The 24,641-nt window shown below is 50.7% G+C and carries 32 protein-coding genes, 1 tRNA gene and 1 pseudogene; 11 read left to right on the top strand and 23 right to left on the bottom strand.

Annotated features, from left to right (window positions below; all coding sequences use genetic code 11):
* The first annotated feature begins 276 nt into the window (after nt 1-276).
* From rpsU to rpoD, 3 genes are all read left to right on the top strand, one after another.
* A complete protein-coding gene (rpsU, locus tag FBY13_RS19950) occupies nt 277-492 on the top strand; it encodes a 30S ribosomal protein S21 (protein ID WP_001144069.1) in 216 nt (71 codons plus the stop codon).
* Nucleotides 493-608: 116 nt separating this feature from the next.
* The gene (gene dnaG / locus FBY13_RS19945; RefSeq protein ID WP_145394965.1) at nt 609-2,354 is read left to right on the top strand and encodes a DNA primase; all 1,746 of its coding nucleotides are present in this window, start codon (nt 609-611) and stop codon (nt 2,352-2,354) included.
* Between the two features lie 685 nt (nt 2,355-3,039).
* Nucleotides 3,040-4,884: an RNA polymerase sigma factor RpoD gene (rpoD, locus tag FBY13_RS19940; RefSeq protein ID WP_063880979.1), complete on the top strand. Its 1,845-nt coding sequence runs from the start codon at nt 3,040-3,042 to the stop codon at nt 4,882-4,884.
* Nucleotides 4,885-4,954: 70 nt separating this feature from the next.
* Here rpoD and mug read toward each other — a convergent pair whose 3' ends face one another.
* Nucleotides 4,955-5,470 carry a G/U mismatch-specific DNA glycosylase gene (gene mug, locus FBY13_RS19935; protein WP_063880980.1) on the bottom strand — a complete coding sequence of 172 codons (516 nt, stop codon included), beginning with the start codon at nt 5,468-5,470 and terminating at the stop codon, nt 4,955-4,957.
* A 308-nt stretch (nt 5,471-5,778) separates the two neighbouring features.
* On the opposite strand from mug, the gene FBY13_RS19930 reads away from it, so the two are divergent.
* Nucleotides 5,779-5,854, top strand: a tRNA-Ile gene (locus FBY13_RS19930).
* A 206-nt stretch (nt 5,855-6,060) separates the two neighbouring features.
* On the opposite strand, the gene FBY13_RS19925 is transcribed toward FBY13_RS19930, so the two are convergent.
* Together FBY13_RS19925 and FBY13_RS19920 are read right to left on the bottom strand one after the other, a co-directional pair.
* Nucleotides 6,061-6,489: a hypothetical protein gene (locus FBY13_RS19925; protein WP_063881016.1), complete on the bottom strand. Its 429-nt coding sequence runs from the start codon at nt 6,487-6,489 to the stop codon at nt 6,061-6,063.
* Nucleotides 6,490-6,499: 10 nt separating this feature from the next.
* Entirely contained in the window at nt 6,500-7,177 is a 678-nt protein-coding gene (locus tag FBY13_RS19920) for a hypothetical protein (protein WP_255474513.1), read from the bottom strand.
* Nucleotides 7,178-7,271: 94 nt separating this feature from the next.
* Between FBY13_RS19920 and FBY13_RS19915 the strand changes: the two genes are divergently transcribed.
* Nucleotides 7,272-7,460, top strand: coding sequence for a hypothetical protein (locus FBY13_RS19915; protein WP_063881017.1), 189 nt, complete (start codon nt 7,272-7,274; stop codon nt 7,458-7,460).
* Between the two features lie 73 nt (nt 7,461-7,533).
* On the opposite strand, the gene FBY13_RS19910 is transcribed toward FBY13_RS19915, so the two are convergent.
* The gene (locus tag FBY13_RS19910) at nt 7,534-7,710 is read right to left on the bottom strand and encodes an ogr/Delta-like zinc finger family protein (protein ID WP_145394964.1); all 177 of its coding nucleotides are present in this window, start codon (nt 7,708-7,710) and stop codon (nt 7,534-7,536) included.
* Nucleotides 7,711-7,789: 79 nt separating this feature from the next.
* Here FBY13_RS19910 and FBY13_RS23795 point away from each other — a divergent pair, with 79 nt between their 5' ends.
* Nucleotides 7,790-7,921: a hypothetical protein gene (locus FBY13_RS23795; protein ID WP_255474512.1), complete on the top strand. Its 132-nt coding sequence runs from the start codon at nt 7,790-7,792 to the stop codon at nt 7,919-7,921.
* 21 nt (nt 7,922-7,942) lie between these two features.
* Here FBY13_RS23795 and FBY13_RS23930 read toward each other — a convergent pair whose 3' ends face one another.
* The 4 genes and pseudogenes from FBY13_RS23930 to FBY13_RS19885 all read right to left on the bottom strand — a co-directional run bounded on the left by FBY13_RS23930 (nt 7,943) and on the right by FBY13_RS19885 (nt 10,468).
* Entirely contained in the window at nt 7,943-8,041 is a 99-nt protein-coding gene (locus FBY13_RS23930; RefSeq protein ID WP_145394963.1) for a tail fiber assembly protein, read from the bottom strand.
* A complete protein-coding gene (locus FBY13_RS19900) occupies nt 8,038-8,403 on the bottom strand; it encodes a hypothetical protein (RefSeq protein WP_145394962.1) in 366 nt (121 codons plus the stop codon). The genes FBY13_RS23930 and FBY13_RS19900 overlap by 4 nt, the downstream gene beginning before the upstream one ends.
* 1,037 nt (nt 8,404-9,440) lie before the next feature.
* Nucleotides 9,441-9,734 (bottom strand): annotated as a pseudogene (locus FBY13_RS19890) (DUF1493 family protein); the annotation flags it as partial.
* A 542-nt stretch (nt 9,735-10,276) separates the two neighbouring features.
* Complete coding sequence (locus FBY13_RS19885) at nt 10,277-10,468, bottom strand: toxin-antitoxin system HicB family antitoxin (RefSeq protein WP_145394961.1); 192 nt, start codon at nt 10,466-10,468, stop codon at nt 10,277-10,279.
* Between the two features lie 139 nt (nt 10,469-10,607).
* Here FBY13_RS19885 and FBY13_RS19880 point away from each other — a divergent pair, with 139 nt between their 5' ends.
* On the top strand, nt 10,608-11,138 hold the full coding sequence (locus FBY13_RS19880; RefSeq protein ID WP_145394960.1) for a hypothetical protein: 531 nt from the start codon (nt 10,608-10,610) through the stop codon (nt 11,136-11,138).
* Between the two features lie 379 nt (nt 11,139-11,517).
* Here FBY13_RS19880 and FBY13_RS19875 read toward each other — a convergent pair whose 3' ends face one another.
* The 9 genes from FBY13_RS19875 to FBY13_RS19835 form a co-directional block, all read right to left on the bottom strand.
* A complete protein-coding gene (locus FBY13_RS19875) occupies nt 11,518-11,739 on the bottom strand; it encodes an ogr/Delta-like zinc finger family protein (protein WP_063881022.1) in 222 nt (73 codons plus the stop codon).
* 73 nt (nt 11,740-11,812) lie between these two features.
* Nucleotides 11,813-12,970, bottom strand: coding sequence for a contractile injection system protein, VgrG/Pvc8 family (locus FBY13_RS19870; RefSeq protein ID WP_145394959.1), 1,158 nt, complete (start codon nt 12,968-12,970; stop codon nt 11,813-11,815).
* A 1-nt stretch (nt 12,971) separates the two neighbouring features.
* Complete coding sequence (locus FBY13_RS19865; RefSeq protein ID WP_145394958.1) at nt 12,972-13,475, bottom strand: phage tail protein; 504 nt, start codon at nt 13,473-13,475, stop codon at nt 12,972-12,974.
* 6 nt (nt 13,476-13,481) lie between these two features.
* On the bottom strand, nt 13,482-15,569 hold the full coding sequence (locus tag FBY13_RS19860; protein ID WP_145394957.1) for a phage tail tape measure protein: 2,088 nt from the start codon (nt 15,567-15,569) through the stop codon (nt 13,482-13,484).
* Nucleotides 15,562-15,684, bottom strand: coding sequence for a GpE family phage tail protein (locus FBY13_RS19855; RefSeq protein WP_063881026.1), 123 nt, complete (start codon nt 15,682-15,684; stop codon nt 15,562-15,564). The genes FBY13_RS19860 and FBY13_RS19855 overlap by 8 nt, the downstream gene beginning before the upstream one ends.
* Nucleotides 15,685-15,716: 32 nt before the next feature.
* Complete coding sequence (locus FBY13_RS19850; protein ID WP_109716888.1) at nt 15,717-16,013, bottom strand: phage tail assembly protein; 297 nt, start codon at nt 16,011-16,013, stop codon at nt 15,717-15,719.
* Nucleotides 16,014-16,066: 53 nt separating this feature from the next.
* Complete coding sequence (locus FBY13_RS19845; RefSeq protein ID WP_063881028.1) at nt 16,067-16,579, bottom strand: phage major tail tube protein; 513 nt, start codon at nt 16,577-16,579, stop codon at nt 16,067-16,069.
* A gap of 12 nt (nt 16,580-16,591) precedes the next feature.
* Nucleotides 16,592-17,761, bottom strand: a complete 1,170-nt coding sequence (locus FBY13_RS19840; protein ID WP_063881029.1) for a phage tail sheath protein — start codon at nt 17,759-17,761, stop codon at nt 16,592-16,594.
* A gap of 80 nt (nt 17,762-17,841) precedes the next feature.
* On the bottom strand, nt 17,842-18,420 hold the full coding sequence (locus FBY13_RS19835; RefSeq protein WP_028722820.1) for a recombinase family protein: 579 nt from the start codon (nt 18,418-18,420) through the stop codon (nt 17,842-17,844).
* 772 nt (nt 18,421-19,192) lie between these two features.
* Between FBY13_RS19835 and FBY13_RS19825 the strand changes: the two genes are divergently transcribed.
* Complete coding sequence (locus FBY13_RS19825) at nt 19,193-19,411, top strand: hypothetical protein (protein WP_145394955.1); 219 nt, start codon at nt 19,193-19,195, stop codon at nt 19,409-19,411.
* A gap of 168 nt (nt 19,412-19,579) precedes the next feature.
* On the opposite strand, the gene FBY13_RS19820 is transcribed toward FBY13_RS19825, so the two are convergent.
* Nucleotides 19,580-19,768: a hypothetical protein gene (locus FBY13_RS19820; protein ID WP_145394954.1), complete on the bottom strand. Its 189-nt coding sequence runs from the start codon at nt 19,766-19,768 to the stop codon at nt 19,580-19,582.
* Entirely contained in the window at nt 19,765-20,472 is a 708-nt protein-coding gene (locus FBY13_RS19815; protein WP_145394953.1) for a hypothetical protein, read from the bottom strand. Before FBY13_RS19815 ends, FBY13_RS19820 begins: the two co-directional genes overlap by 4 nt.
* On the opposite strand from FBY13_RS19815, the gene FBY13_RS19810 reads away from it, so the two are divergent.
* From FBY13_RS19810 to FBY13_RS19800, 3 genes are read left to right on the top strand one after another with little or no spacing between them, the layout of a single operon-like run.
* Nucleotides 20,443-20,901: a phage tail protein gene (locus FBY13_RS19810; protein WP_145394952.1), complete on the top strand. Its 459-nt coding sequence runs from the start codon at nt 20,443-20,445 to the stop codon at nt 20,899-20,901. The genes FBY13_RS19815 and FBY13_RS19810 overlap by 30 nt on opposite strands.
* Nucleotides 20,901-21,233 (top strand): hypothetical protein, encoded by a 333-nt coding sequence (locus FBY13_RS19805; protein WP_145394951.1) that lies wholly within the window; start codon nt 20,901-20,903, stop codon nt 21,231-21,233. The genes FBY13_RS19810 and FBY13_RS19805 overlap by 1 nt, the downstream gene beginning before the upstream one ends.
* Nucleotides 21,234-21,482 (top strand): tail fiber assembly protein, encoded by a 249-nt coding sequence (locus FBY13_RS19800; protein WP_145395015.1) that lies wholly within the window; start codon nt 21,234-21,236, stop codon nt 21,480-21,482. It begins immediately after the preceding gene.
* Here the strand turns inward: FBY13_RS19800 and FBY13_RS19795 are convergent.
* Genes FBY13_RS19795 through FBY13_RS19780 form a run of 4 tightly spaced genes read right to left on the bottom strand, consistent with a single transcriptional unit; the run spans nt 21,445 to nt 24,638 of the window.
* Nucleotides 21,445-22,053, bottom strand: a complete 609-nt coding sequence (locus FBY13_RS19795; RefSeq protein ID WP_145394950.1) for a tail fiber assembly protein — start codon at nt 22,051-22,053, stop codon at nt 21,445-21,447. The two genes, FBY13_RS19800 and FBY13_RS19795, sit on opposite strands and share 38 nt — an antisense overlap.
* A complete protein-coding gene (locus tag FBY13_RS19790) occupies nt 22,053-23,132 on the bottom strand; it encodes a phage tail protein (protein WP_145394949.1) in 1,080 nt (359 codons plus the stop codon). The genes FBY13_RS19795 and FBY13_RS19790 overlap by 1 nt, the downstream gene beginning before the upstream one ends.
* A complete protein-coding gene (locus FBY13_RS19785) occupies nt 23,129-23,737 on the bottom strand; it encodes a phage tail protein I (protein ID WP_145394948.1) in 609 nt (202 codons plus the stop codon). The genes FBY13_RS19790 and FBY13_RS19785 overlap by 4 nt, the downstream gene beginning before the upstream one ends.
* Entirely contained in the window at nt 23,730-24,638 is a 909-nt protein-coding gene (locus FBY13_RS19780; protein ID WP_063877292.1) for a baseplate assembly protein, read from the bottom strand. Before FBY13_RS19780 ends, FBY13_RS19785 begins: the two co-directional genes overlap by 8 nt.
* Between the last annotated feature and the right edge of the window lie 3 nt (nt 24,639-24,641).

The following is a 24,641-nucleotide window of genomic DNA, read 5'->3' as shown; positions in this document are numbered from 1 at the left end:
CTTCACCTCATTCTTGCGGCGCGCAGTTTAGCATAGCCCTTGTGTGAAAAGAGGACCCCATCCACGCAAAAAGTCATTTTCCGCTGCCTAAAGAGTGCGCTATACTTCCGCCCCTGGAAAAAACCGGCAGCCGCACAGGCAATCGCTCCTGTTGGTTCTAAATTATCCATGGTGCTTTACAAGCCGACGCGAGTTGGAGTAAAATGCTGCACCATTTTGAAATGTGCTGACGCCGCAGTCAGCAGCAAAACCGAATTTTATTGAGGTGAGAGTTACATGCCGGTAATTAAAGTACGTGAAAACGAGCCATTTGACGTAGCACTGCGTCGCTTTAAGCGTTCCTGCGAGAAAGCAGGCGTTTTAGCTGAAGTTCGTCGTCGTGAATTTTATGAAAAACCAACGACCGAACGTAAGCGCGCTAAAGCATCTGCAGTTAAGCGTCATGCCAAAAAATTGGCTCGCGAAAACGCACGCCGCACTCGTCTGTACTAATTTCCCGGAGGTTCGCCTCCACAGCGTGATAAACGCAGACCGAGTCAAGTAAAAGGCCGTGCTTTCCGAAAGGAAGCGCGGCTTGTTGTCGTTTATGAGCTGAAAAAACGGGGCTTATGGCAGGACGAATTCCACGCGTATTTATCAATGACTTACTTGCCCGCACGGACATCGTGGAGTTAATCGATGCTCGCGTTAAGCTGAAAAAGCAGGGAAAAAATTATCACGCGTGCTGTCCTTTTCATAATGAGAAAACGCCCTCTTTCACCGTAAATGGCGAAAAGCAGTTTTATCACTGCTTTGGATGCGGCGCTCACGGTAACGCCATCGATTTTCTGATGAACTATGATCGGCTTGAGTTTGTTGAGAGCATCGAAGAGTTAGCCACATCCCATGGTTTAGACGTACCTTACGAAGCCGGCAACGGGCCAAGCCCGATGGAACGCCATCAGCGCCAGAGCCTGTACCAACTGATGGAAAACCTGAACGGGTTTTATCAGCAGAGTTTGCAGCAATCCAGCGCCCAGTCAGCTCGCGATTATCTTGAGCATCGCGGTCTGAGCGCCGACATCATCAACCATTTTGCGATTGGCTATGCGCCCGCCGGTTGGGACAACGTCCTGAAACGCTTTGGCAAACAGCCTGAAGATCGCGAGTCGTTGATGGAAGCAGGCATGCTGGTCAGTAATGACAAAGGCCGGGTTTATGACCGCTTTCGCGAGCGCGTGATGTTTCCGATTCGCGATAAGCGAGGCCGCGTCATCGGCTTTGGCGGCCGCGTGCTGGGTAATGATACGCCTAAGTATCTGAACTCACCTGAAACGCCTGTTTTTCATAAAGGCCGTCAACTTTACGGTCTGTATGAAGCGTTAAAAAATCATCCTGAACCTAAACGCTTGTTGGTGGTTGAAGGTTATATGGATGTGGTTGCCCTGGCGCAGTTCGGCGTGGATTACGCGGTGGCATCGCTGGGGACATCCACGACAGCTGAACATATTCAGCTGCTGTTTCGCAGTACGGACAACGTGATTTGCTGTTATGACGGCGATCGTGCCGGACGTGAAGCCGCATGGCGTGCACTTGAAACAGCATTGCCTTACATGAATGACGGTCGTCAGCTACGCTTTATGTTTCTACCCGATGGCGAAGACCCGGATACGCTGGTTCGCCAGGAGGGTAAAGCCGCATTTGAGGCGAGGATGGAGCAGGCGATGCCGCTCTCTTCGTTTCTTTTTGACAGCCTGCTACCTCAGGTAGATTTGAGCTCTCGCGACGGCAAAGCACGTTTAAGTACGTTGGCGCTGCCGTTGATCACACAGATTCCCGGTGAAACACTGCGCATTTATCTGCGTCAGGAGCTGGGTAACAAATTAGGTATTCTGGATGACTCTCAGCTTGAAAAGCTGATGCCAAAGCAGGCACCGGGCGGAAGCGCACCGGTGGCCCCGCCACTCAAACGCACCACGATGCGTGTATTAGTGGCGCTGCTGATCCAGAATCCGCAGTTGGCAACACTGGTGCCGTCTCTGGATGGGCTTTCCGAGTCGAAAATGGCCGGTTTACCGCTATTTATCGAATTAGTGACGCGTTGTAACGAGAATCCTGGATTGACCACAGGTCAGCTACTAGAGTTATATCGCGGAACAAATTTTAGCCAGACGCTTGAAACACTGGCCGTTTGGAACCACATGATAGTGGATGAGGAAAGCGAAGCGGTATTTCAGGACTCCCTTGCGAGCATTTATGACTCGGCACTGGAAGAACGACTGGAGTTCCTGATTGCGCGTGAACGCACGCACGGGCTGAGTAGCGACGAGCGCCGCGAACTCTGGACACTGAGCCAGGCCTTCGCGAAGAAATGATGCATTATCCAGCCTGCTGCTTCCTGTAACCGAAGCGGCAGGCTTAAAAATTTGATGGGCGAAGCAAGTTTTGTTTCTGCAAGCGCACAGTCACCGGAGCGTACTGAAGTACGTGAGGATGACGAGCACGTCCAGAAGCAAACATGGCGAGTAAGCCAGCTTCCGCCCTCGGGCCGTCGGCGGCGAAGCAAGTTTTGTTTCTGCAAGCGCGCAGTCACCGGAGCGTACTCAAGTACGTGAGGATGACGAGCACTTCCAGAGACAAAAATGGCGAGTAAGCCAGCTTCCGCCCTCGGGCCGTCGGCGGCGAAGCAAGTTTTGTTTCTGCAAGCGCACAGTCACCGGAGCGTACTCAGGTACGTGAGGATGACGAGCACTTCCGGAAGCAACAATGGCGAGTAAGCCAGCTTCCGCCCTCGGGCCGTCGGCGGCGAAGCAAGTTTTGTTTCTGCAAGCGCGCAGTCACCGGAGCGTACTGAAGTACGTGAGGATGACGAGCACGTCCAGAGACAAAAATGGCGAGTAAGCCAGGCCCGACATAAAATTTGCGGCTTAAGTGCCGATTACTAATGGGCAAAGCCCAGGCCGCGACGAAGGCAGCGGCAAGAATAAAGGCCTTCACTGCTATTGTTGGCACGCTGCCGACCGACACCAATCTAATTAACAGAAGTGTGGATACCGTCTTATGGAGCAAAACCCGCAGTCACAGCTCAAGCTTCTTGTCACCCGTGGTAAGGAGCAAGGCTATCTGACCTATGCTGAGGTCAATGACCATCTGCCGGAAGATATCGTCGACTCCGATCAGATCGAAGACATCATCCAGATGATTAACGACATGGGCATCCAGGTGGTTGAAGAAGCCCCGGACGCCGACGATCTGATGCTGAATGAAAACAGCTCCGATACTGACGAAGATGCCGCGGAAGCTGCCGCTCAGGTATTATCCAGCGTTGAATCTGAAATTGGCCGCACCACTGACCCGGTTCGCATGTATATGCGTGAAATGGGTACCGTTGAACTGCTGACCCGCGAAGGCGAAATCGACATTGCCAAGCGTATTGAAGACGGTATCAACCAGGTTCAGTGCTCCGTCGCTGAATATCCGGAAGCCATTACCTACCTGCTGGATCAGTACGATCGCGTTGAAGCAGGTGAGTCGCGCCTGTCAGATTTAATCACTGGCTTTGTTGATCCTAACGCAGAAGAAGACCTGGCACCGACCGCAACGCACGTCGGTTCTGAGCTGTCTGAAGCCGATCGTAATAACGACGATGAAGAAGATGAAGAGAGCGATGATGACAGCTCGGATGACGATAACTCTATCGATCCCGAACTGGCACGCGAGAAGTTCTCTGACCTGCGCACCCAGTACGAAACCACCCGTGATGTGATCAAAAGCAAAGGACGCAGCCACGCTGCCTCTGTTGCCGAGATCCAGAACTTATCTGACGTCTTTAAGCAGTTCCGCCTGGTACCGAAGCAGTTCGACTACCTGGTGAACAACATGCGTGAAATGATGGAACGCGTCCGTACTCAGGAACGTTTGATCATGAAGCTGTGTATTGAAGTGTGCAAAATGCCTAAGAAAAACTTCATTACGCTGTTCACCGGTAACGAGACCAACGAGAGCTGGTTCAAAGCTGCACTGGCAATGAACAAGCCCTGGTCTGAAAAACTGCTGGACGTGCAGGATGATGTGATGCGCTCTCTGCAGAAACTGGCGCAGATTGAAGAAGAAACCGGCCTGACCATCGAGCAGGTTAAAGACATCAACCGTCGTATGTCGATTGGTGAAGCGAAAGCGCGTCGTGCCAAGAAAGAGATGGTCGAAGCTAACCTGCGTCTGGTGATTTCCATCGCGAAGAAATACACCAACCGTGGTTTGCAGTTCCTCGATCTGATTCAGGAAGGTAACATCGGCCTGATGAAAGCGGTTGATAAGTTTGAATACCGTCGCGGCTATAAATTCTCAACTTATGCCACATGGTGGATTCGTCAGGCTATCACCCGTTCTATCGCTGACCAGGCGCGTACCATCCGTATTCCGGTGCATATGATTGAGACCATCAACAAACTCAACCGTATCTCGCGCCAGATGCTGCAAGAGATGGGCCGTGAGCCAACGCCAGAAGAACTGGCTGAGCGCATGCTGATGCCAGAGGATAAGATCCGCAAGGTGCTGAAGATTGCCAAAGAGCCTATCTCTATGGAGACGCCGATTGGTGATGATGAAGATTCACATCTGGGTGATTTTATCGAAGACACCACGCTGGAGCTGCCGCTGGACTCTGCCACCTCTGAGAGCCTGCGTTCTGCCACCCACGACGTGCTGGCTGGCCTGACCGCGCGTGAAGCCAAAGTGCTGCGCATGCGTTTCGGCATCGATATGAACACCGACCACACGTTAGAAGAAGTGGGCAAACAGTTTGACGTTACCCGTGAGCGTATCCGTCAGATTGAAGCGAAAGCCCTGCGTAAACTGCGCCATCCGAGCCGCTCGGAAGTGCTGCGCAGCTTCCTCGACGATTAAGTCAGTTAAAACCCCGGTTCGCCGGGGTTTTTTATTTCTGCCGCCCTGCCCCACTTTTCACGCGTTATCTTCAGCCTCGTGTCTTCAGCGCATCGTACATCTGACGATACATCGCCACGATCTCTTCCAGCGATGCACGATTTAACCCACTCGGATTCGGCAACACCCAAACCTGGGTTTTCCCCATGTAGATCGGCTGCTCGCCCCATTCCACCTTGCTCTGACGGAACGCGCGTTTAAAGGCATCTTTGCCCAGGATAGCCAAGGCAGCAGGCTGATAACGCAGCACCTTATCCATCAGCCGCTGACCACCATCACGCAGCTCATCACTGGCCAGTTCATTCGCCTGGATGGTTGGCCGTTCGACCAGCATCGTGATGCCGCAGCCGGTTTCCAGTAAGCGCTGCTCCTCTTCCGGCTTCAGCTGCTGCTCGGTAAATCCTGCCAGATGAATCACCTTCCAGAAGCGGTTGCCGGGATGGGCAAAGTGATAGCCGGTGTGCGCCGTCGACTGACCGGGATTGATGCCGCAAAACAGCACGTTCAGATCTGATGCAATGATATCGCTAATATTGTGTTCGCTCATGTTGCCTCCTGGCTTTGCGCCTGCGCGCCCCACTGTCGCTCACGCAAAGGGTCCTTGTTAGTCATCGTCTTGTCACTGATTAAAGCGCATTTGGCGGGCAGCGTCGTGGTTTGGGTTGGCTTTTTTCACTGTTAAGCAGGGAAAGACAATTAAGGATAACAGTGCCGGTTATGTCGCCGCCTGTCAGCCAGAGGTTTTTGTCTGTTTTATCATAGTTATCAGCAAGTAAAACATTGCTGCTTATTTCAGCAACCAGCCGATCAACGCTGGATTGCCCCGGACAGATACTTTATAATCCCCGCTCCATTGGCCCCTTAGCTCAGTGGTTAGAGCAGGCGACTCATAATCGCTTGGTCGCTGGTTCAAACCCAGCAGGGGCCACCAGATTTAGTGATGAAAATCATGAAGTTAAGCCACCCCGCAAGGGTGGCTTTTTTGTTTTTTGCTTTTAAGTGGCGATAAAATGGCGGTGGATTTTCTCGACATTCTAATTGTGCCATTGCTGTTCACTCAGAGCAGCCCGCACACAGCGGCTCAACAAAGCGGAAAATCTTTAGAAATGTATAAAGTAACTGTGTTATCTGAACGTATCAGGTTGACCAGTTTATGATTTCATCCAGTCCAAACAAAATCGCAGGGAAGTAACTTTCATCCAGTCCAAAAAAGTCTGTAAGCATGACACTATCAGCATGATCCTCAGGCCTTAGCACCATGTTTACGCCTACAGCATTACCCGAATCTGACTGTATGAATGTCAACTCGACCTGCTTAAACAGACAGCTAAGAACGACATCCGAATTCTTCTGTTGAAATATCAGCGACTGATGCAGCTTTTTTAAATCATCCCGAAATATCTCAAGCTGGCCCGCAGCAAACTCCGCACGGAATTCAGTTTTAAGCGAAGGAACAGAAAACTCAACCCAGACCATGATCCGGTCATATGCCGCTTCTTCAGGCTCAGGTATCCTTTCATAAGGGGTTAACTTGAGATGTAGGGTTCCGCTCTGTATATCGATCATCCGTTCACCTTTAAGGCATGTACTGAAAGTGCATAATAGTCCAGTCTTTTTCTCTTACCAGAACTTCAAGCCGGTAGGGTTTATAGAAATAACTTCCTTTTTTTTGTTTATCTTCTACCAGCCGGTACATACGGGTTTCATATCTGAAAAGCCCTGGTTTTCTAAGTGGGTCTGGCATACGTGTTCCATATCGAATGGCTTTTTCCTGTATCTGTAAAGGCACATATCGACCAGGTTCATACATGTGCTTTGCTGCGCTTTCCGTCATCTTCAAAGAGCGAGCCGAAAGGCCTATTTTTAGCCTTCCGCGCAAGAGGCTGATCGTGGCATGGCTAAGATTTACAGTTACGGCTGCACGAACTCCACTCTGTAGTAAAGCTCTCCCGGCAAGAAAAATACGAAATGCTCCTGCCGCCAGCAACACCAAATCGGTTGGGTCAATGAGGGGAGACTCTAACGGTGCCTCTTCAAGCCGAAAAAAATTTCCTTCCGTATCATAAACCTGCCACAACCCTGGAGCCTGAGATACTGAGTAGCCGATACACATACCGGTTTCATCATCAACAATAGGCTTCGCACCATGAGGCAGAAATCGTGGGCGAATTTCAAAGAATTCGCCGTGTGGTAATCGTGACTGAAAAGTGTAGTAGCGACCGGGTTCTTCACTCGCTGGTAATCCTGTAACCATGAATACCTCCTCCTTGTAATTCAACGCAGTGAATAATAGCTCCATGCTAAAATAGCTCGGGTTTATAGACTGAAGAAAATGGAGGAAGATGTAAATGCATCATTTTCTGGAAACACTTTCAGAATTTCTTTCCAATTGGCCTGTAATATCGGGAGAGCGAGCAGAGAGAAAGCCAGTAAAAGACAGGAAGAAGATCTCAAGTCTTCACTACAGACCTATTTGCAAGATCACTGATGATAAAACAAGAGATAATGATATTCCCAAGAAAGATGAGGCCAACTAAGAAAAACACATTCACACTTAAGCAGTCAGACTCATTGCTTGTAAAAAAACCCGCTAACCGGGCTTCATTACGATCATAACCATAGGGGCTGCTGCTGGCCTCTGCCTGGATGTGGCGGAACGGCTTTAACTTTACCTGGTGACATAATAATTTCTGACACAGTCTCATGCGACTTAAAGGTACAACTGCAATTAATGTTCTGGCACTGGTTATAACGTTCTTTGCTCTTACCCACGTAATGTGGACACAATCCTAAGCGAGATTCTGGTTTTCAAATTGTTCCGGGCTGAGGCCGCCACAGGCACTGTGACGTCGGCGACGATGGTGTAATGATTGAATATGACCTTCGTCCTGAAGCGCATGCTGACAGCGTTCAGGTTAAAGGCGATTTCGGCATCAACGAGAGCTACTTCCCCGACATTTTAAAACGGCTGGATGATATGATTGAATGGCAAAATTAAGCCTTCCCGCCTCTAAAATTTTTACTGATAGTCCCCGCTGTAACGGGGATTTTCCTGTTCAGGCTTTTCCGGCCAGCTGATATCCGTTGCCGCTGAGGTCTCGAAGCGGTTCAGCTTCACGCGGTAGGTTCTCTGTTACTCCAGCAGCGCTTTCTCGCTCTCCGGGGCGATTTTCCTGCCGCCTGGCCATTACACAGCGTCCGCCATGTCTCGTCGGCAATGCGGATATAGTCGTTGCCCGCTAAGGCTCGCTTGTTGAAAAGACGCATAACGGCATCAACGCTCAACAGCTTATCCACCCCCGCCATCATATCTGCCGCTATTGCAACGCCATGCTTAACGCCATTGTTCAGGCTGAGATTTTTAAGGGCGTCGGCTACCAGTCCCGCGTCTTTGATTTCCACCAGCGCGTTGGCCGTTTGCAGGTACTGCTTATGGGAATTATCGGCGGCAACATGTGCGCCTGCGCCTTGTCGGTACACGCCTTTACCTCAGTTAACGCGTTATCCACAGCCTGCCGCGTTGCCAGCACCACGGACGGGTCGATTTTCAGCGTAACGACACTGTGGCAGAAGCTACGTATACATAATTACGATATACTCTACTTCCTTTTTGAAGAACCTTTGAAGCACCTGATAGAAATGGAAGAATGTTGCGGAAAGAGCCCAACAGAACGGAGGCGTTATTACGTGCTATCGAGAATCTTTAAACTGTCATTCAAATTTGTTTCCGAGATAGTGGGAACACTGGTTTTGACAGCAACTGTATTTGGTATGTTCTATACAGGCTTTATGAATGAAGGTGTCATGCGGATCGTAGGACCTCTCGCTGTACTGATCTGCGGAATCGGGGCTTATGTATTGGTGATGTATCCCACCACGAAAATCAGTGAAAATGATAAAAAGGGCCAACCTGGTTAAAGATAATACCGGGATTATGTCTCAGGCTAAATCCGCATATCGGAGAAAAACATGGCTCAGGATAGCTACGCTCCTGTTACTCCTCCTGTTAGGCTAAGAATGGCACGCTTTACTATTCTCACGTTGACCCAATAAGTTTGCGCAGACCAACCACTGTAAAACAGGTCCATAGATCCTTTAAGCTCTCCGGACTACTTTCGCTCAACGTTTTAGCTTTACCACAATCCTGCCCTGAGTACATTCCTGCCCTGAGTACATTCGTAAAGCGGGAAGCACGCATAGCGGATCTGTTATTTTTTTAATCTGACTAAATATCGGTAGATTTTTTTTGCCAGATAGATAGCGGCAATACCCAGCAAAATCGATGCTATACCGAGAAAAATCATTAACGAAAGGAGGTGGCTAAAAATCCCGCCCAGACTTGTGAAATCGCTGAGTCTGACGAGCTGTTCAGGGGTTAGTGTACGAACCACTATTTCCGGAAGAATCAGAAAACATATAATGACTGCTAAAATATAAATCGTCTTATTTTTTCCCTTTTTCATTATTTTCCTGTCTGAGTTTGAGGGTAAGGTATTTTCTGTTTTTAATTTTTCTTCATCCGTCCAGTGACCTGCTCGTGCCGAGTCAATCAGTAATTGAATGGTCAACGCCTTTTCTGCTTTGCCATTATCTTCGGGAAAATAGCGAGTGAAATTGATTTCATCTGGGTTAATTGAAAATTTCCCTGTGAATTCTTCCAGTAAATCATAGGCATCTAACGGGTCCATTCGAAAATCTTCATTAAGATCGGTGTTATGTTTGAGCGGATACCGCTTAAAGGTAAATATGCTGCGGCCATTGTAGGTCTCAACAAGATCGAATACTGCTTTTTCTGTCTCGTCCATTATCATCATCCGTTCTTCTTTCAGACAATCTTATTGTATTTGAATGTTATCTCATAGCTAATCCTGTAAGCACGCAGCTTAGATTTTTCATTCATTTATAAAGATCTTACATGCTGATTATTTACTTTGAGCAAGTCAATATGGGTAAGGCCCGATTCACTGAACATCATATTACAGATAACTATTAAAATTTCATGGTATTTTGAAAATCCCCATGAAGAATATTATACGGTTGAGGTTAAACCCACTTACTATATCTTATATAAAAATAAGCAACAATACCGACCCAGGCAACCACAAACCCCAATGGGTAAAATTGAACAAATCGCACAATAAAATAAGCACCAACAACACTGACTATGATTGGTACAAGATAGAAAAAAGATTGCAGTAACCATACAATAAAAAGCTTCATTTACTCACAACTCCATCAAAGCCTCAGCTATTTTATCAAACTTGTAATGGCCACATTAAAAACTTCACAATAGCGAAATTTAGCTTTTTTCATTTACCACACATATAATTAACTCAACATTTCACGCACAAATTTATCCCTTCGGCTCAATTCCCCTTGCCTTTAATGCCTCCCTCGCCAGGTTTTTCAACCAGTTTGCCAGACTAATTCCTTCTTCAGTTGCAACAGCATCGAGCTGTTTTTTCAAGGCGGGATCAATGCGCATTTGAAATTGTGGGGACTTGCCTCCACCTTTTGGTTTTTTTTCACGCATTATTATTGACATGTATTGACCTATTCCCTCATTTTAAGTCTTGCAAAAGACCACACTATCATGAGGTCTTTTATGAGAGCAACGCCCCGGCAGTGATGCAACACATACCGGAGCGTCTGACCACAACGTTCAGCTTTAAGGAAACAACGCTATGGCTAATACCGATAGTAACACAACCGCCCATCATCAAATCGTGGACATTCAGCCAGTTATCGAATCTGCGATCTCAAACCTCTTGAAAACGCCGCTCGGCACCACGCACGATCTCTTTCAGGTGCTGGATACGTGCGTGCGCTATGTCGATGCCTTGGTTGAATGTAATGATATTGCAGATCGCATGGCGCTGTGCGGTCGTCTGCTCGCTGCACTGGAAGTCTTGAAAGTTCTGTTAGACAAGCCACTGCCAGAACAACTGATTAAATGCCTCACGCTGGAGAAAGGTGATGACAAAGCCTGTCGCAGCAGGGATTCGATAGACTCGGAAGAGATGCGGCAATATTGCAGCGCGTTAACGTTAGTATTGCTGAATCAGCAGGCCCCGGCAGACTTGCAAAAACATATCACCGGCTTGTTATTTCAGATGGTTAACATCATGACTGATGACTTAACCACGCCGCGCTTTGTGCGAACAGAGTCGGGGCTGGTGATGATTGAGAGCAAATTTACACATATCGTTCACTGATTTTGAACCCTTCCCTTCTTCCGCAGGGAAGAAGGGAATTCGCATGCAAAATTTAAAATCTCACTGTGGGCTCACTCTCAGTGCCAAAATGCTTTATAACCCTGAGTTTTCTTCTGCCGAAAATACCGCCACGATTCATCTTCATTCACTGAAAATATATTTTGTCGTGCTGCCATTCCTGAAATCTTTTCATTCCCGTACAGTTATTGCCACTGTCCCCAAGGGCCCGCGCGCCCCACCCGCCGTACAGTTATTAACAGCACTCCCAGAGGGCGCTGTCGCCCCCTTAAACGTCAACGGCGCGCTGGCCTTCAGCCACGTCTGTCAGCCATCCCACCCAACCCGCATCCATAAAAAAACCCGCTTTCGCGGGTTGGGCTTACAGCAGCTGCGGTGACGGGTTATCGCTCCCTTTCGCCATCACCGGCACCGTATTGATCTGCGCCGGTTCGACGATAATCCCGGACACGCTCTCCAGGGTTTTAAAGGTACAGCTGCAGTTAATGTTCTGGCACTGGTGATAACGTTCTTTCGTCTCTTTCGAAACGTAGCGACTGCTTTTCGTATGGGCGGCGGTCTGACATTTTGGGCAATGCATCATAGTCGTTCTCCTCTCTGGCATAGTGCAACATTAGCCAAAGACTAAACAAAAAGCAACTAAAATTAGACTAAATCTAACCAGCTTGTTTTTCCACTAAGACGTAATCCACGTTTTCAATCATCAGCTCCAGGTTCAACTGGGTGGTAAATCCACTTTTATCGAGGGTATGCACGATATTAGTAATCAGCCATTTTTGATTATCGATGACCGATTTAAAGCCCTGGGCTTTGACCGGTGTTTCAGGAATCAGCTCAGCAGCACCCAGCGCGAGTAGGATCTTCAACGTAGCCCGGTTACGTTGCAGTTCCTGCCACTTCGCTTTAGCCGCCTCCTCTGCTTCCCCCTGGCTATTGAAGTGCGTATTCAGTACGAACAGCTTCTTATTGCTGCCAAAAACATAGGTTTTTCCCGGATCTTGTTGCCCGATAGTGGGGATATTTTTGGCCGCCGGATGGACAGGGTTCACCGCCGGTGTTGCTGGCGGTATCGTGTTGACGGTTACCCCTTTCTGCTGCGCTTTTTTCTGATCGTACCATTTTGCTTCAACGCCACTGTAATCGTCGCGCTTAAACAATTTGTACTCATACTTATCGCCATCCTGTCGGTTCAGATTCAGGAGTGGAATCGGCTTTCCGCTCGCTGTCACGCCATGCCCGGGGGCAAAGAACAGCAGCGTCTTATCTTTTATCGCCGCCACAGCGCCAACCAGCATAGCCAGCCGGGTAATGAACGTGCCGTCCGTTTCCTGCGTCTGATCGATATGCTTAATCTTTTTTTTGGCTATCTCCGGCCGCACGTCGGAGGTAAGTCCGTTACGTTTCGCGATTTTCTCCACAGCCTCGCCAACCGTCATGTCCGGATATGAATCAGTGATTTTAACATCGAGCGAACCGCTAAAATCGGCGCTTCGGGCGACCACCGTTATCGTGTCCGGCGCGCCCTGGTAGGTGACCTGATCAATGATGTAGGAGCCTTTATTTGCAAGCGGCTGCCCCTTCCAGCCTATCTCTAAGACCACTTTCGCGCCAAAGGGCGGCATGACCAACTGGCCGTCACTGTCGTCCAGCACCAGGTCCAGCTGATCGACCTCCAGACCACGGTTATCCGTCAACTTCAGAGAAATCAGCCGTGGGCGAATATCTTCCGTTTTATCCTTCGTCTCAATTTTGATACTAAAGTCCGGCGTAGGCGCAACGCGCAGGGGCACGGGAATCGGGACGATATCGCTCATCTCAGCGCCCTCCGTTCAGCGCAGAGGCGGCGCTGTTGATGACAGAGCCGACCCGTTGCGCTGCGTCGCTGGCCCGGTTTTGCAGTTCTTCCGCCTGCCTTTTTAAGTCCCCGAACATACTGGTTAGTGAATCGTCTACCCGCAGCAGGTTGAGGGTAAAGCCTATCTTGCGCGCGCTGCCGTCGCTGTAGAATTCGGTATGCGTGGCCGAGAAATCCGTCACAACAAACATGCCGTAAATAATGCCATTGCCGCCAATCAGCGGCCACGCCAGCCCTTCATCGGCCATGGTCTTCAGTGCCAACAGGGTGACATTGCCGCCGGTGATTTCAGGCCTGAGTTCGCCAGACAGCTTGATTTTATCGTCGCCGCCGCCCAAAAACTGAGTCGACTCACGGCGGCCCACGCGGCTGTTTTTCGCCCAGCGGTAGGTAATGTCATGCTGCAAATTGTCGAAGGGCAGGGTTTGCCGTACAAACGGCATCATGCCTAATATCATCATCATGGTTAATTAATCCAGACTAAACATGGAGTTATAGCTGCGATCAGCCGTGGACCACGGCGATACCGTGGAAGCCTGCGCGACGGCCTGTCCAATCGCCTGTGGGTCGCCCGTCACATTGATATTGTTGGTGACCGTGTGCTGCCGGTTATCCACGTTTGAACTGTTAACCGAGGGCAAAGGCTGATTGAGCGTGCTGTTCAGGCTGGCGCGCGATGCGGCCGGACGGGCATCCGCGTTGTCCTCATCCTCGTCGTCCTGTTCGCGCATTTTGGGCGGAGGCAGCTTGTCTTTCACCTTGTCAGATTTCTCATCGATGATGCCAAGCTTGCCGAGCACCCAGTCAATGCCGCCCCGCAGCTGATTCAGGGCTTCGCCGGGTAATTTGAGTGCCGTCGCCAGCATATTGCCGAAGCGCTGTCCCATCTCCCCTGCCGAGGCCAGTTCCTGCTGAGAAAACTTCACCGGTTCCAGCAGCTTTGAGAACCAGGAGCCCAGCTCAGAGACTTTGTTGCTGAACCAGTCAAATACCGGCTTCAGCGGCGCGAACGCGTCACTTATTGGCCCCATCGCCGCACTGAAGCCCTGAGCAATGCCGCTGATAAAGGCGCTGATCGGTTCCCAGTACTGATAAACCAGCATCGCGCCCGCCGCGATAGCCGCGCCAAGCAGCACAACCGGCAGCGTAATTGCGCCCAGCGTCGCCGTAATCGCGCCACCGATGATGGCAAACGCACCGCCCAGCAGTTCAGCGCCCGCCATGATGGTGCTCAACCCGCTAATGACCGGCCAGACAATATTCCCCACGCTGGCGAGTGAGTCCACCAACGTCAGTCCACTGGCCGCCAGCGTCAGCAGGCTGTCCGAAAGCTGGGGATTGATATTCATCACGCCGGTCAGAACGGACTGTACGGATAAGCCGTCCTGACTGATGGTTTGCAGGTTGGTGTCAACAGAGTCATCAACCGGCTGCTGAGCCGCCGGCGCCTGAGACAGTTGATCCAGACGTCCACTGGCGGCACCTTTCATAAGCACAGCGGCAGGAGCCGCGCCCTGTTCGCCAAAGATGGCCTGCAGATAGGTTGCCTGCTGGGCTGCATCGATTTTGTTTTTCTCAAACGCCGTCTGCACCTGGCTGAGCACCGTGAAAATCGGCTGACTGTTGCCCTCGCTGTCTGCGGTAACAACATTCAACGCTTTCAGTGCGCTGTCTGCATTGTCATCAGGTGCCTGCACGTGCGACAACATCGCACCGACGCCTGCGCCCGCAGCGCTGCCCGTCATGCCGTTTTCGGCCAGCACGCCGATCATCGCCGACGCCTGACCGACGCTGACGCCGGCTTGTTTTGCCACCGGGCCGATGCTGGCCATCGCCTTATTCAGCTCAGCGATATCCGGTTGCGCACCGCTGTTGTTCGGATTAACAGACAGGGATGCCGCCTGATCCTTACCGTTATTCGCATCGGCAGGTGACAGATAATCGATAACCTTGCGGCCCTTCTCGACGAAGTCTTTGGCCTTGTTGCTGGCACCTTGCACGTTATCCGCCAGCGCCATGCCGGCGCGGTAACGATCCCGGGTACGATTGAGCTTATCCTGGCGCTGATTCAGCAACCCCATCGACTCGCCCTGCGCATCAAGGGTGGATTGGGTCCGCTCTGTTTGTTGGTTCAGCTTCTGGCGCTCGCTGCTCAGACGACGCGTGGAAATCCCGGCGTCATTCAGCGACTGGCGCTGATCCTGCACCGACTGGCGCAGCTGAATGTTCTTTTGTTGTAACGCGTTGGCAGACAGGCGCAGTTTCTCCAGCGCCTGTGCTTGTTCAACGGTGGGGTTCTTGGTGTTTTTCAGTTCAATGGCGAGTGCTGCCGCTTCTGCCCGGGTGTTTTTAAGATTTTGTTGGGTCAGCGTCAGTTCTTTTCGGGTATCACGGAACCCTTCAATCTGCGCGGATTTGGCGTTAAGTTCTGCCAGACGGTCTTGCGTTTCCTGGATATCCGCAGACAGCCTTTCTGTTTCTTTACGCACGGCATTGAACGGGCGCGTGGCCCGATCAACCGCCTCCAGCAGCACTTGCAGCTTGAGCGTGTTACTCATCAGAGGTTACTCCACTGCGGATCATCACTTTATGCCGCCAGTCGAGTAACTCTTCCAGCGACATGAGATACATTTCTGAGGGTGGCCAGTGAAAAACGCTGGCAATGTCGGCCATCAGGTCATTGACCGTTAGATCGCGGGGCCAGCTTACCCAGCCGATTTCGCTGACAAAAAACCAATCACCTTGCCGCCCAGGGCAATCAGGTCCACCGGATCGAGCGCGTTGCACTCCGCTTTGGTCAGCGACGGCAGGGTGATACGGGGCAGCACCATTAACAGGGCATCCACGTCAGACGAGGCCAGGTCGGCCAGTCGCACGCCACGCAGCGATCCTGCCGTTGGTTTCACCAGCTCAACCTGGCTGATCACCACATCACCACGTGAAATCGGGCTTTCCAGCACCACCAGGTTTTCTTTCAGTTCTGGTTTATCAAGCTGTTCCATTTTTTCTCCATCAGGATAAAGAGGGCCAGCGCAGGACGCGCCGGCCTTTTTTATTACACCAGGCCGAGATTTTTACGACGCTGTTCCAGGCGATCGACGCCGTTGACCTTCTCCACCATGTTGACGGTGTCGACTTCGATCAGCTCTTTGCCATTCCAGGTCAGTTTGAAATAGGTGTTTTTACTGGTGACTTTGGTCTCAGCGTTTTCGCCCTGTTTGGCTTCACCGAAATCAAAGGCCTGGTGCTTACCGCGCACTTCGATTTCCACGGCAATTTCTTCGCCGGTGTCATCGCGCTGGTAAGAACCGGTGAAACGCAGCGGTACGTTGGCGGTTGCGCCCCACTGGCTTAACACCAGCTCATCCATCCCGCCCAGCGTCCATTCCATATCGAGCGCGGCATCGTCCAGGCCATTATCGATGAACGCCGCACCGTTCATACCGCCAGCGCGGTAGGTATCCAGCTTGCGTGACAGCTTCGGCAGCGTCACGGCGGTGACGATGCCCTGGTAGCTGTTCGAATCATTGAAGAGGTTCAACCCCTTAAGTTTACGTGGCAGTGCCATTTATCCGGCTCCTTAGCTGTTTACGGATGCGGCGAAGTTCGCCAGATAGGTGTCGGTGATGCGCTGACGCAGGGTCAGATCTTCCAGCGGCGGCACCGGTGTGTAGTCGTAATCGATAAACAGTTTGCCCGCCTTCAGGGTCTCTTTATCGTTCGCGCTGTCGTCGTACCAGCAGTTTGCGCCCAGCAGATAACCAGCACTGACCAGCTCGCGGAACTTGGCATTGATGCCAGCGATGATTTCGCGCACCAGCACCGGCGTCAGCGGTTTGTCGTTGGCCCACATGTGCGCTTCGGCCATGGTATCGGCCAGCACCTGTGCCGTGCGGGTGTAGTTTTCAAAGGCAAAAAGTGGATCGTCGCTGCAGGTACGGTTGCCCCAGAAACGGAAACCGTCTTTGCGAATCAGCGTGGTCACACACTTTTCGTTCAGCAGATCGGCATCGGTGCCGGTCTGTTGCAGGTCCCAGAAAACGTCTGCGGAGATACCGGTTACGCCATTGACGCCCACGTTGGACAGGGTTTTATGCCAGCCGGTGTCGTTGTCAATTTTGGCGCGCAGGCCCAGTGCACGTGCAGTGGCATAAGCCATTTCAGATTTGTTCGTGGCGGTGTTCCAGGCCATAAAGTCTGGCCAGATCACCATCAGCTCGCGCTGGCTGAAGTTTTCGCGGTACTTCATGGCATCCGAGATGGTTTTGCTGTTCCAGGCAGACACGTAGGCAAAGCCACGCAGCTGCTGGGCAATGCTGGCCAGCGCTGTCGCCACTTCCAGCGAGTCCAGGCCTGGGACGCCGAGAATGCGGGGTTTAACACCCAGTTGCGTTTGCGCGCTCAGCAGCGCCTTCATGCCGGTGTATTTACCGTTCGCATCCGTCGAGCCAATCAGGTTAGAGGTGGTTTCAGCCTGGCTCGCGCCTTCTGCAACGCGAACCACGACAGTAACCGGCTTCGCCTGGTCAGCAATCGCCTGCAGCGCTGCCGCTAAGGTGCCTTTTGTACCGGCTTTACCGACGGCTGCCTGCACGTTGGTCAGCAGGACAGGTGTGTTAAGAGGAAACGCCGTTGCATCAGCATCTTCTGCGGTGCAGATCATGCCAACAATGGCGGTTGAAACTGTTGAAATGGTGCGTGTACCGTCATTGACTTCGACGACGCGGACACCGTGATGAAAATCAGACATCTGTAGCACTCCGTGTTGAGGGTGTGCTCAGATTGTCAGGTCAGTGGGAAGGATGCATTCGATTGCGGTTTGCTGATCGTTCAGTAAGAAGAACCGCGTAAATGGTGCTGTTTTGGCGCTGGAATATAACGATAAATTGTTTTGGGTGAGACATCTAATACCAGCGCAACCTGATGAAGCGTGGCGCCATTCGCCATCATGCGTTCCGCTCTGGCAACGACTTCCGGTGTCATAATGCGCCGCCGGCCACCAATGCGCCCTTTTTCACGCGCTGCGGTCAGCCCGGCACGCGTTCGCTCGACAATCAATTCGCGCTCCATCTCCGCCAGTGCGCCCATCACATGAAAGAAAAAGCGGCCCATCGGTGTGCTGGTATCGATACTGTCCGTCAGGCTACGGAAGTTTACCCCGCGTTCGCGCAACTCTTCGGTGAGCATAACGAGATGACGCATGCTGCGACCCAGTCGATCGAGCTTCCACACCACCAAAGTATCGCCCTCTTTTAACGTCCGCAGCGCCCGCTTTAAACCAGGCCGTTCACTGGTCTTGCCGCTGATTTTATCCTCAAAAATCTGTTCACAATTTGCGCTCTGCAGCGCATTCCGTTGCAAATCGGTGTTTTGGTCATTTGTTGACACCCTGACATAGCCAATCAGCATCGTTTTTTCTCCGGTAAAAGGTGAGGAGTTTGCCATTGTGCAGGTTACAGGGGCCAGGGGTTTGTTTCGCGGAAACCTCGGTTTTGTAGAAGCAGTCCAAAATGAGATTTCGCGTTCTCGAGGCGTTAAACAATTCATCAGTAGCGGTAAGTTCCAGGTGCCTGATGGTGTAACGACTATTTATCTATCCGGATGTGCTGGCGGCGGCGGCGGCGGTGGCGGCGGTTGCCGAACCAGCACCAGTGAATTTGGCGGTGGAGCTGGAGGTGGTGGTGCTGGGCAGTCAGTTATCAAGCGCGCCATAACCGTTAAATCTGGAGAGATAGTTGATGTGATTATCGGGGCGGGTGGCATTGGTGGCACTACTACATATAACTCAGATGGTAAGTCAGGAGGAACCGGCGGCAATACCGTTTTTGGAAGTTACTTGACGCTTAACGCTGGAAACGGCGGAGACCCTGGTGGCGGTGGTTCAGCACAATACGGCGGGGCTGGTGGTGCAGGTTACCCTCGGGGGAGCTGCGGCGGAGATGGTACAGGAGACAGTAACAAAACTCTCTTAGTAATTGGAACGGGGAATAGCGGTGCAGGCGCATCTTGTCCATTCGGTGGAGGCGGAGGGTCAGTGCGATCTTCAAGCAATGGCAGTGCTGGAGGCCAAAATGGTTACATTGGAGACGGTTTTGGTGCTGGCGGCGCAGGTGGATCTACTGGCATCAATGGTAACGGTGCTGTAGGTCAGCCCGGTTTCCTCATAGTGGAGTGGTAACAGATGGCTAATTTCGCACTTATTCAAACAGGTAGTAATTATGTCGAAAATATTATTATCAGGGACGATGAATTTGACATATCCGGCTTCACTATGGTGAAAATTGAAAGTGGTGTTTTTTGCCAGCCAGGTATGTTTTTAAATAAAGCTGATGGTTTATTTTATCAAGATAAAGAGTTCAGCATGATCTATCCATTAGCGAAGGAAAAAATAATTTATTAGTTAAAGTTATTTTTTAACAATGAGTTAGAATTCTAAGCCTGTTTCCTTTAAGCTGATTTACTGTAAATGTTGAGTTTACCTACGGCTTCATGATTTTTTGTTAATGCATTTTTTAAGCGATTAATAGTGTTTGGCTTTCAAAAAAAACCCGCATATGCGGGTTTTTAATTATATGATGTTAATCTTTTTTTCCGGAATGAATGTGTTATTTATATAACTCCAGCCTTCACATATTTTCACCCCGCTTGCTGTAATATCCACCCACTGCATATCGGGATGGAAAAGCTTTGTGATTTTCTCCTCAGTGGAAAATAGTTCTTTAACTATATTTTTTTCAATTCTTGCATACGTTTTCATGCATATTCCTCAATGATAATCAATCCATCGCCTCCATTCCCACCAGTCTGAGCAGATGAATTACTTACGGAAAATCCTCCGCCTCCTCCTGAACCTAATGCGCCTGGATCACCGGAAAAAGCTGAGCCGGCAGCGATGGGATTCCCGCCCGCACAAAAATACGATGCCCCACCGCCTCCACTCTCATAGCCCGAGCTTAAGGTTATAGCAGGAGTTCCTGCAGAGCCTTTAACGTTCATATGATTACCGCCATAACCCTGTCCACCTCCACCATTTGAAAGCAGGCGATTCTCTCCATAGTTAAATGCAGTTCCGCTCGCAGCTCTGGCACCGCTTGATGCGGAAAGATATCGTCCAAAACTACTGCTTTGTCCTGATTGCGGCTCATTACTTCCTACTCCGCCTGAACCGCCTCTACCAACCGTTATCAATATGGGAAATTCGAGCTCATCAACTGAATACCAGGAGATTGCGGTGCCGCCTGCTCCACCACCTGAACCCACAGCCCCCTGATTTGTTCCAACGGCGACAGTACCACCGCCACCGCCACCTCCGCCCGTAACGATTATTTTTAGCAATCGAGCAGCCGGCTTAACGTAAGTCGTACTTTGGCTGAAAAGATTTACTTTCAACAATCGTCCCAAAAGCATTTCATTTAAACCGAGGTTTTTAGGATGCTCCAGGCTTTTTATCAACAATTGCATTTGGATAAAAACCTCGGTTTGGGAGAAGGCTCCGCTTTGCCGGTTGGGGTGCCTGTTCCCTGGCCGTCTGAAATACCACCATCAGGCTGGTTAAAATGTAATGGTGCCGTTTTTAGCGCAGCTGATTACCCGCTCCTGGCGAAAGCTTATCCATCGCTTAAATTACCAGATTTACGGGGTGAGTTTATTCGTGGATGGGATGATGGTCGAGGCGTCGATAGTGGGCGCGCATTATTAACTATGCAGGATGATGATTTCAGAGAGCACAATCATGAACTTTATATGAATGGAAGTTATGGGCAAAATTACTGGACTCCGGCAGGTGGCGACAGTTCATCATATGACTCAGTTATCACTACAGGTAGCAGAGGTGGCAATGAAACTCGCCCACGCAACATTGCATTTAACTATATTGTGAGAGCTGCATAATGAAAAAAATCGATTTAGATGAAGATTTATTGGCGGTTAATTCTGGTGAAATTATCGTTTATAACTTTGATTGTATTTCACGTGAGTATCTCTCAACTACTACCGAAACTATGGCTGTAGGAGTAGGACTTCCTGCTAATTCATGCATCGATGCGCCCTTAGATAAAAAAATGGCATGGTTGTTTGCAGAACTAAAAACCTTCTCGCTTGGGAGTATATTTTCGATCATCGAGGCGAGAACGTTTACCATAACAGAGTTAGGTGAATATCTAAAAAGTGTAACTCCCAAAAAGCCAGCTTCTCAATATGATAAATGGAATAGTGATAGTTAGATCGAAGATCTGGCGACTAAGCATGAAGCCGATATTGCTAACGCTCAGAAGCATCGGCGAAGTATTTTAGACGATATTGAAAAGACGAAATCCGACTGGCGGATTAAAATGTTGCTTGGGGATATTAGCGATAATGATAAATCACAATTATCAGCATGGATGTCCTACATATCAGCAGTAAAAGCCGTCGATGTTTCGACGGCTCCTGACGTCAGTTGGCCGGTGCCTCCGGTGGCACAGGCCATGTGATATCTGGGGCGTCAGTAATTTTAACTTCTTTTAATTTCCTGATATAGTTCAGCCAGTCGATCAGGCTGACCTTATCTTTGTCTATTAGCATGCCTAACTGCAGTTCAGACTGCCAGAGGTCAATCTGTGTTTTTGCGTTAGCCAACAATACTTTTCGCTTCTGTTCGCTGGCGTCCAATTCGGCTTCATGCTGAGCGCGCTTATCGGTTATCCATGCATTACCGTCCCATACATCAAATTTTGTATTGGGTTTCAAATTCGTAGTGTTCTTAGGGTAAGATCCCAGTTCATTTATTGTTATTTCATCATGAGTATGAATGCTATATATAACCTCACCACGATGGTCATCAACCAAGCACCATTCATTATCCTTATATATGCAAGTTTTTCCTGTTTTTTTTGGGGGCGGAGACTTGACTGTAGAAAATGCAGGAACACTCAATCCTTTTGCAATATATTCCTTTGACGTATTTGTGTATTCTCTATAAATAGCGTCATAATTAAATACTTCTAAAATGGTTTCTGAGGTGGCTAATTCGTTTTCGTCAAAAATTTTTTTTGTATCATTCATTATGCTGCTCTCACAATATAATTAAATGCCAGGTTTCTTGGGCGACTTATGCCATAAACACCCACAGGAAAAGTGTTAGATGAATAATCATTTGTAGCTGGCGTCATTGCCACATACATACCTGAGATGCTTGGTAACTGTGTATTATCGTAGCCCCATTTAGCCTTATCAGTTAAATTATTTATTGTGACGAGTGTATTTGTACTTACACCATCATCACCGACCACAACTGAACCTTGCTGATAAGAGAGAATATTTCTTCCACTATCAACGCCTCGACCAGCATCCCAACCACGAATAAACTCCCCACGCAAATCCGGTAATCTAAGCGATGGATATGCCTTTGCCAGGAGCGGGTAATCAGCTGCGCTAAAAGCGTCACCATTACAGGTTAACCAGCCTGATGGCGGTACTTCAGATGGCCAGGGAACAGGTACGCCAACCGGCAAAGCGGAGCCTTCTCCCAAACCGAGGTTTTTGAGAACCTCCGCCACCAGCCCCGCATCTTTAATTTCTGCCAGCGCTTTAGCCGTTTGCAGATACTGGCTATGAGGATTGGCCGTATCGACGTGCTTCTTCATCACGTCGTCAGTGTAGGCTTTCACCTCGATGACGTTGTCATCCACATACTGGCGCGTGGCGAGCACAACCGAAGGATCAATCTTCAACGTGACGGCACTGGTGCTGTTCACAATCAGAATCATGCGCACGGTCTGAGTACGGCCACTGCCTTCCTGCAGCTGTGGCTTGTAGGTTTCCGCGCAGTTCGCGACGGCAACCATTACGCCATCGGCGTCATAGAGACCAATCTCGCGAATCCAGAAGCCGCCTTCGCCTTCAGGGATAATCTGTTCAGCGATAATCTGGCTGCTGTTCACGGCATCCACCTTCAGTGAATTCAGCGCAGCACGGCGTTTTTCGCCAACCAGTTTGGTCTGCGCAGGGTCCGGCGTTGGCAAAGTGCCGCCGCCATCACCCACCGCCATTTGGGTAATCTGCAGTTGGGTACCCAGGGCTGCGGCATTGGCCAGCTTTGCCGCGCCCTGATTGGTCAGTAGGGCAAAATATTTCGTTGTCATGCTCTCACTTCCGTCAGGTCAATAAGATGGACCGCTGCGCCGGTGTAACCGGAACCGCCTGCGGTGATAACTTCAGGTGTATAGGGATAAACGGTTAACTCGTCGCCGCTGTAGCTGGCAACCGCTACGGGTATAGTCCCCGTAGAATCCAGATTGATGGACAGGCCAATCAAATGACGGCTGACCGGTTTGGCATCAGCAATCAGCCGTTCCAGCTCGTTGTACATCGCTTCGGTAATGCCGTTGTCCAGCACGCCGACATCAATGCGAAAGGTGCCGGGCGCTTCATTGGTTTGCCACCATTCTTTAATGCGAATCAGATAACCAAGCGGCTCCACCACACGGCGCAAAGAGCCAATGGTCCCTTTGTGTTTATGGATGTATTCCGATGCAGCCACCACGCTGCGTTTGGTACTTTCGCTCCAGCCCGAATCCCAACGATCCACTGACCAGGCCCATGCCAGATAAGGCAGTAGCTCTACCGGGCAGGTCTGTGCATTCCATAATCTGCGCAGCGGAACCGGAATGGACTCCAGCGCTGCACAGGCTTCAGCCGCGGCAACTTCCAGGGCTGATGAACCCGTTGGCAGCAGGCGTTTACTCATCGGACCCTCCTACCGTGATCTGGTAGCCGGTGCAGAACGCGGCCTGGGTTTTATCCAGCACCACATCGGCCACCGGCTGCGCCAGTTCGACGCGCTGCACGCCTTCAACATGCAGCGCGGCATACAGCGCAGACTTGCGAATATCGCGCCCTAAACGTGCCTGGGTGTTCACGAATGCCTGCAGTTTTGCCTCTGAAGCGGCACGAATAGGTTCGGCTTCTGGCCCCGGATAGAGGTACAGCGTGGCCTCGACGCGGTAATCCACAATCTGTGCCGACTGCACGGTGACCCGATCGGCAACCGGGCGAACATCTTCCTCATTCAGCGCGGCATCCACGATCGCCAGCAGGTCTGTGCCCGCCGTGCCATTACCTTCACGGGACAGCACCGTAACGGTGACGCTGGCCGGAGAGGGACTGATAGCAGAAGCATCCGCCACGCGCCCGTCAGCGCTGCGGGCATGAAATTCATAGGCACCCGATGGGCCCGCGACGCTCAGCCCTTCAAACGCGGCGGCAATGCGGGCGCGAAAATCTTCATCCCGCTCCATCACCGCCTCCACAGGCGGCGTAACCGTGTTATCTGCCGGCGTCAGTACCAGGCGTAGTACGCCGTTGTTGGCACCCAACTGGTCCAGATCGCTGCCGCTGGCCCAGGCAACCATCACCGCCTTGGCCGCTTCGTTAACGCGCTGGCGCAGGATGATCTCCCGGTAAGCATTCTCCTGCAGGAGTTTCACCAGCGGGTCGGACTCCAGCGCCAGCACCCGGGCAACCGACGCCTGCTCATCGGCAGGATAGAGCGAAATCAAGGTGGCTTTGCGTTCGGCAAGCAGCGTTTCATAGTCCAGCGTTTCCACCACGGTTGGCGCAGGCAGCTGGCTCAGATCGATAGTAGGCATGAT

The sequence above is a fragment of the Pantoea sp. SJZ147 genome, assembly GCF_007828605.1.
GTDB classification, from domain to species: Bacteria; Pseudomonadota; Gammaproteobacteria; order Enterobacterales; family Enterobacteriaceae; genus Pantoea; species Pantoea allii.
Note: the sequence above shows the minus strand (reverse complement) of the source record. Positions and strands in the feature narration are given on the sequence as shown.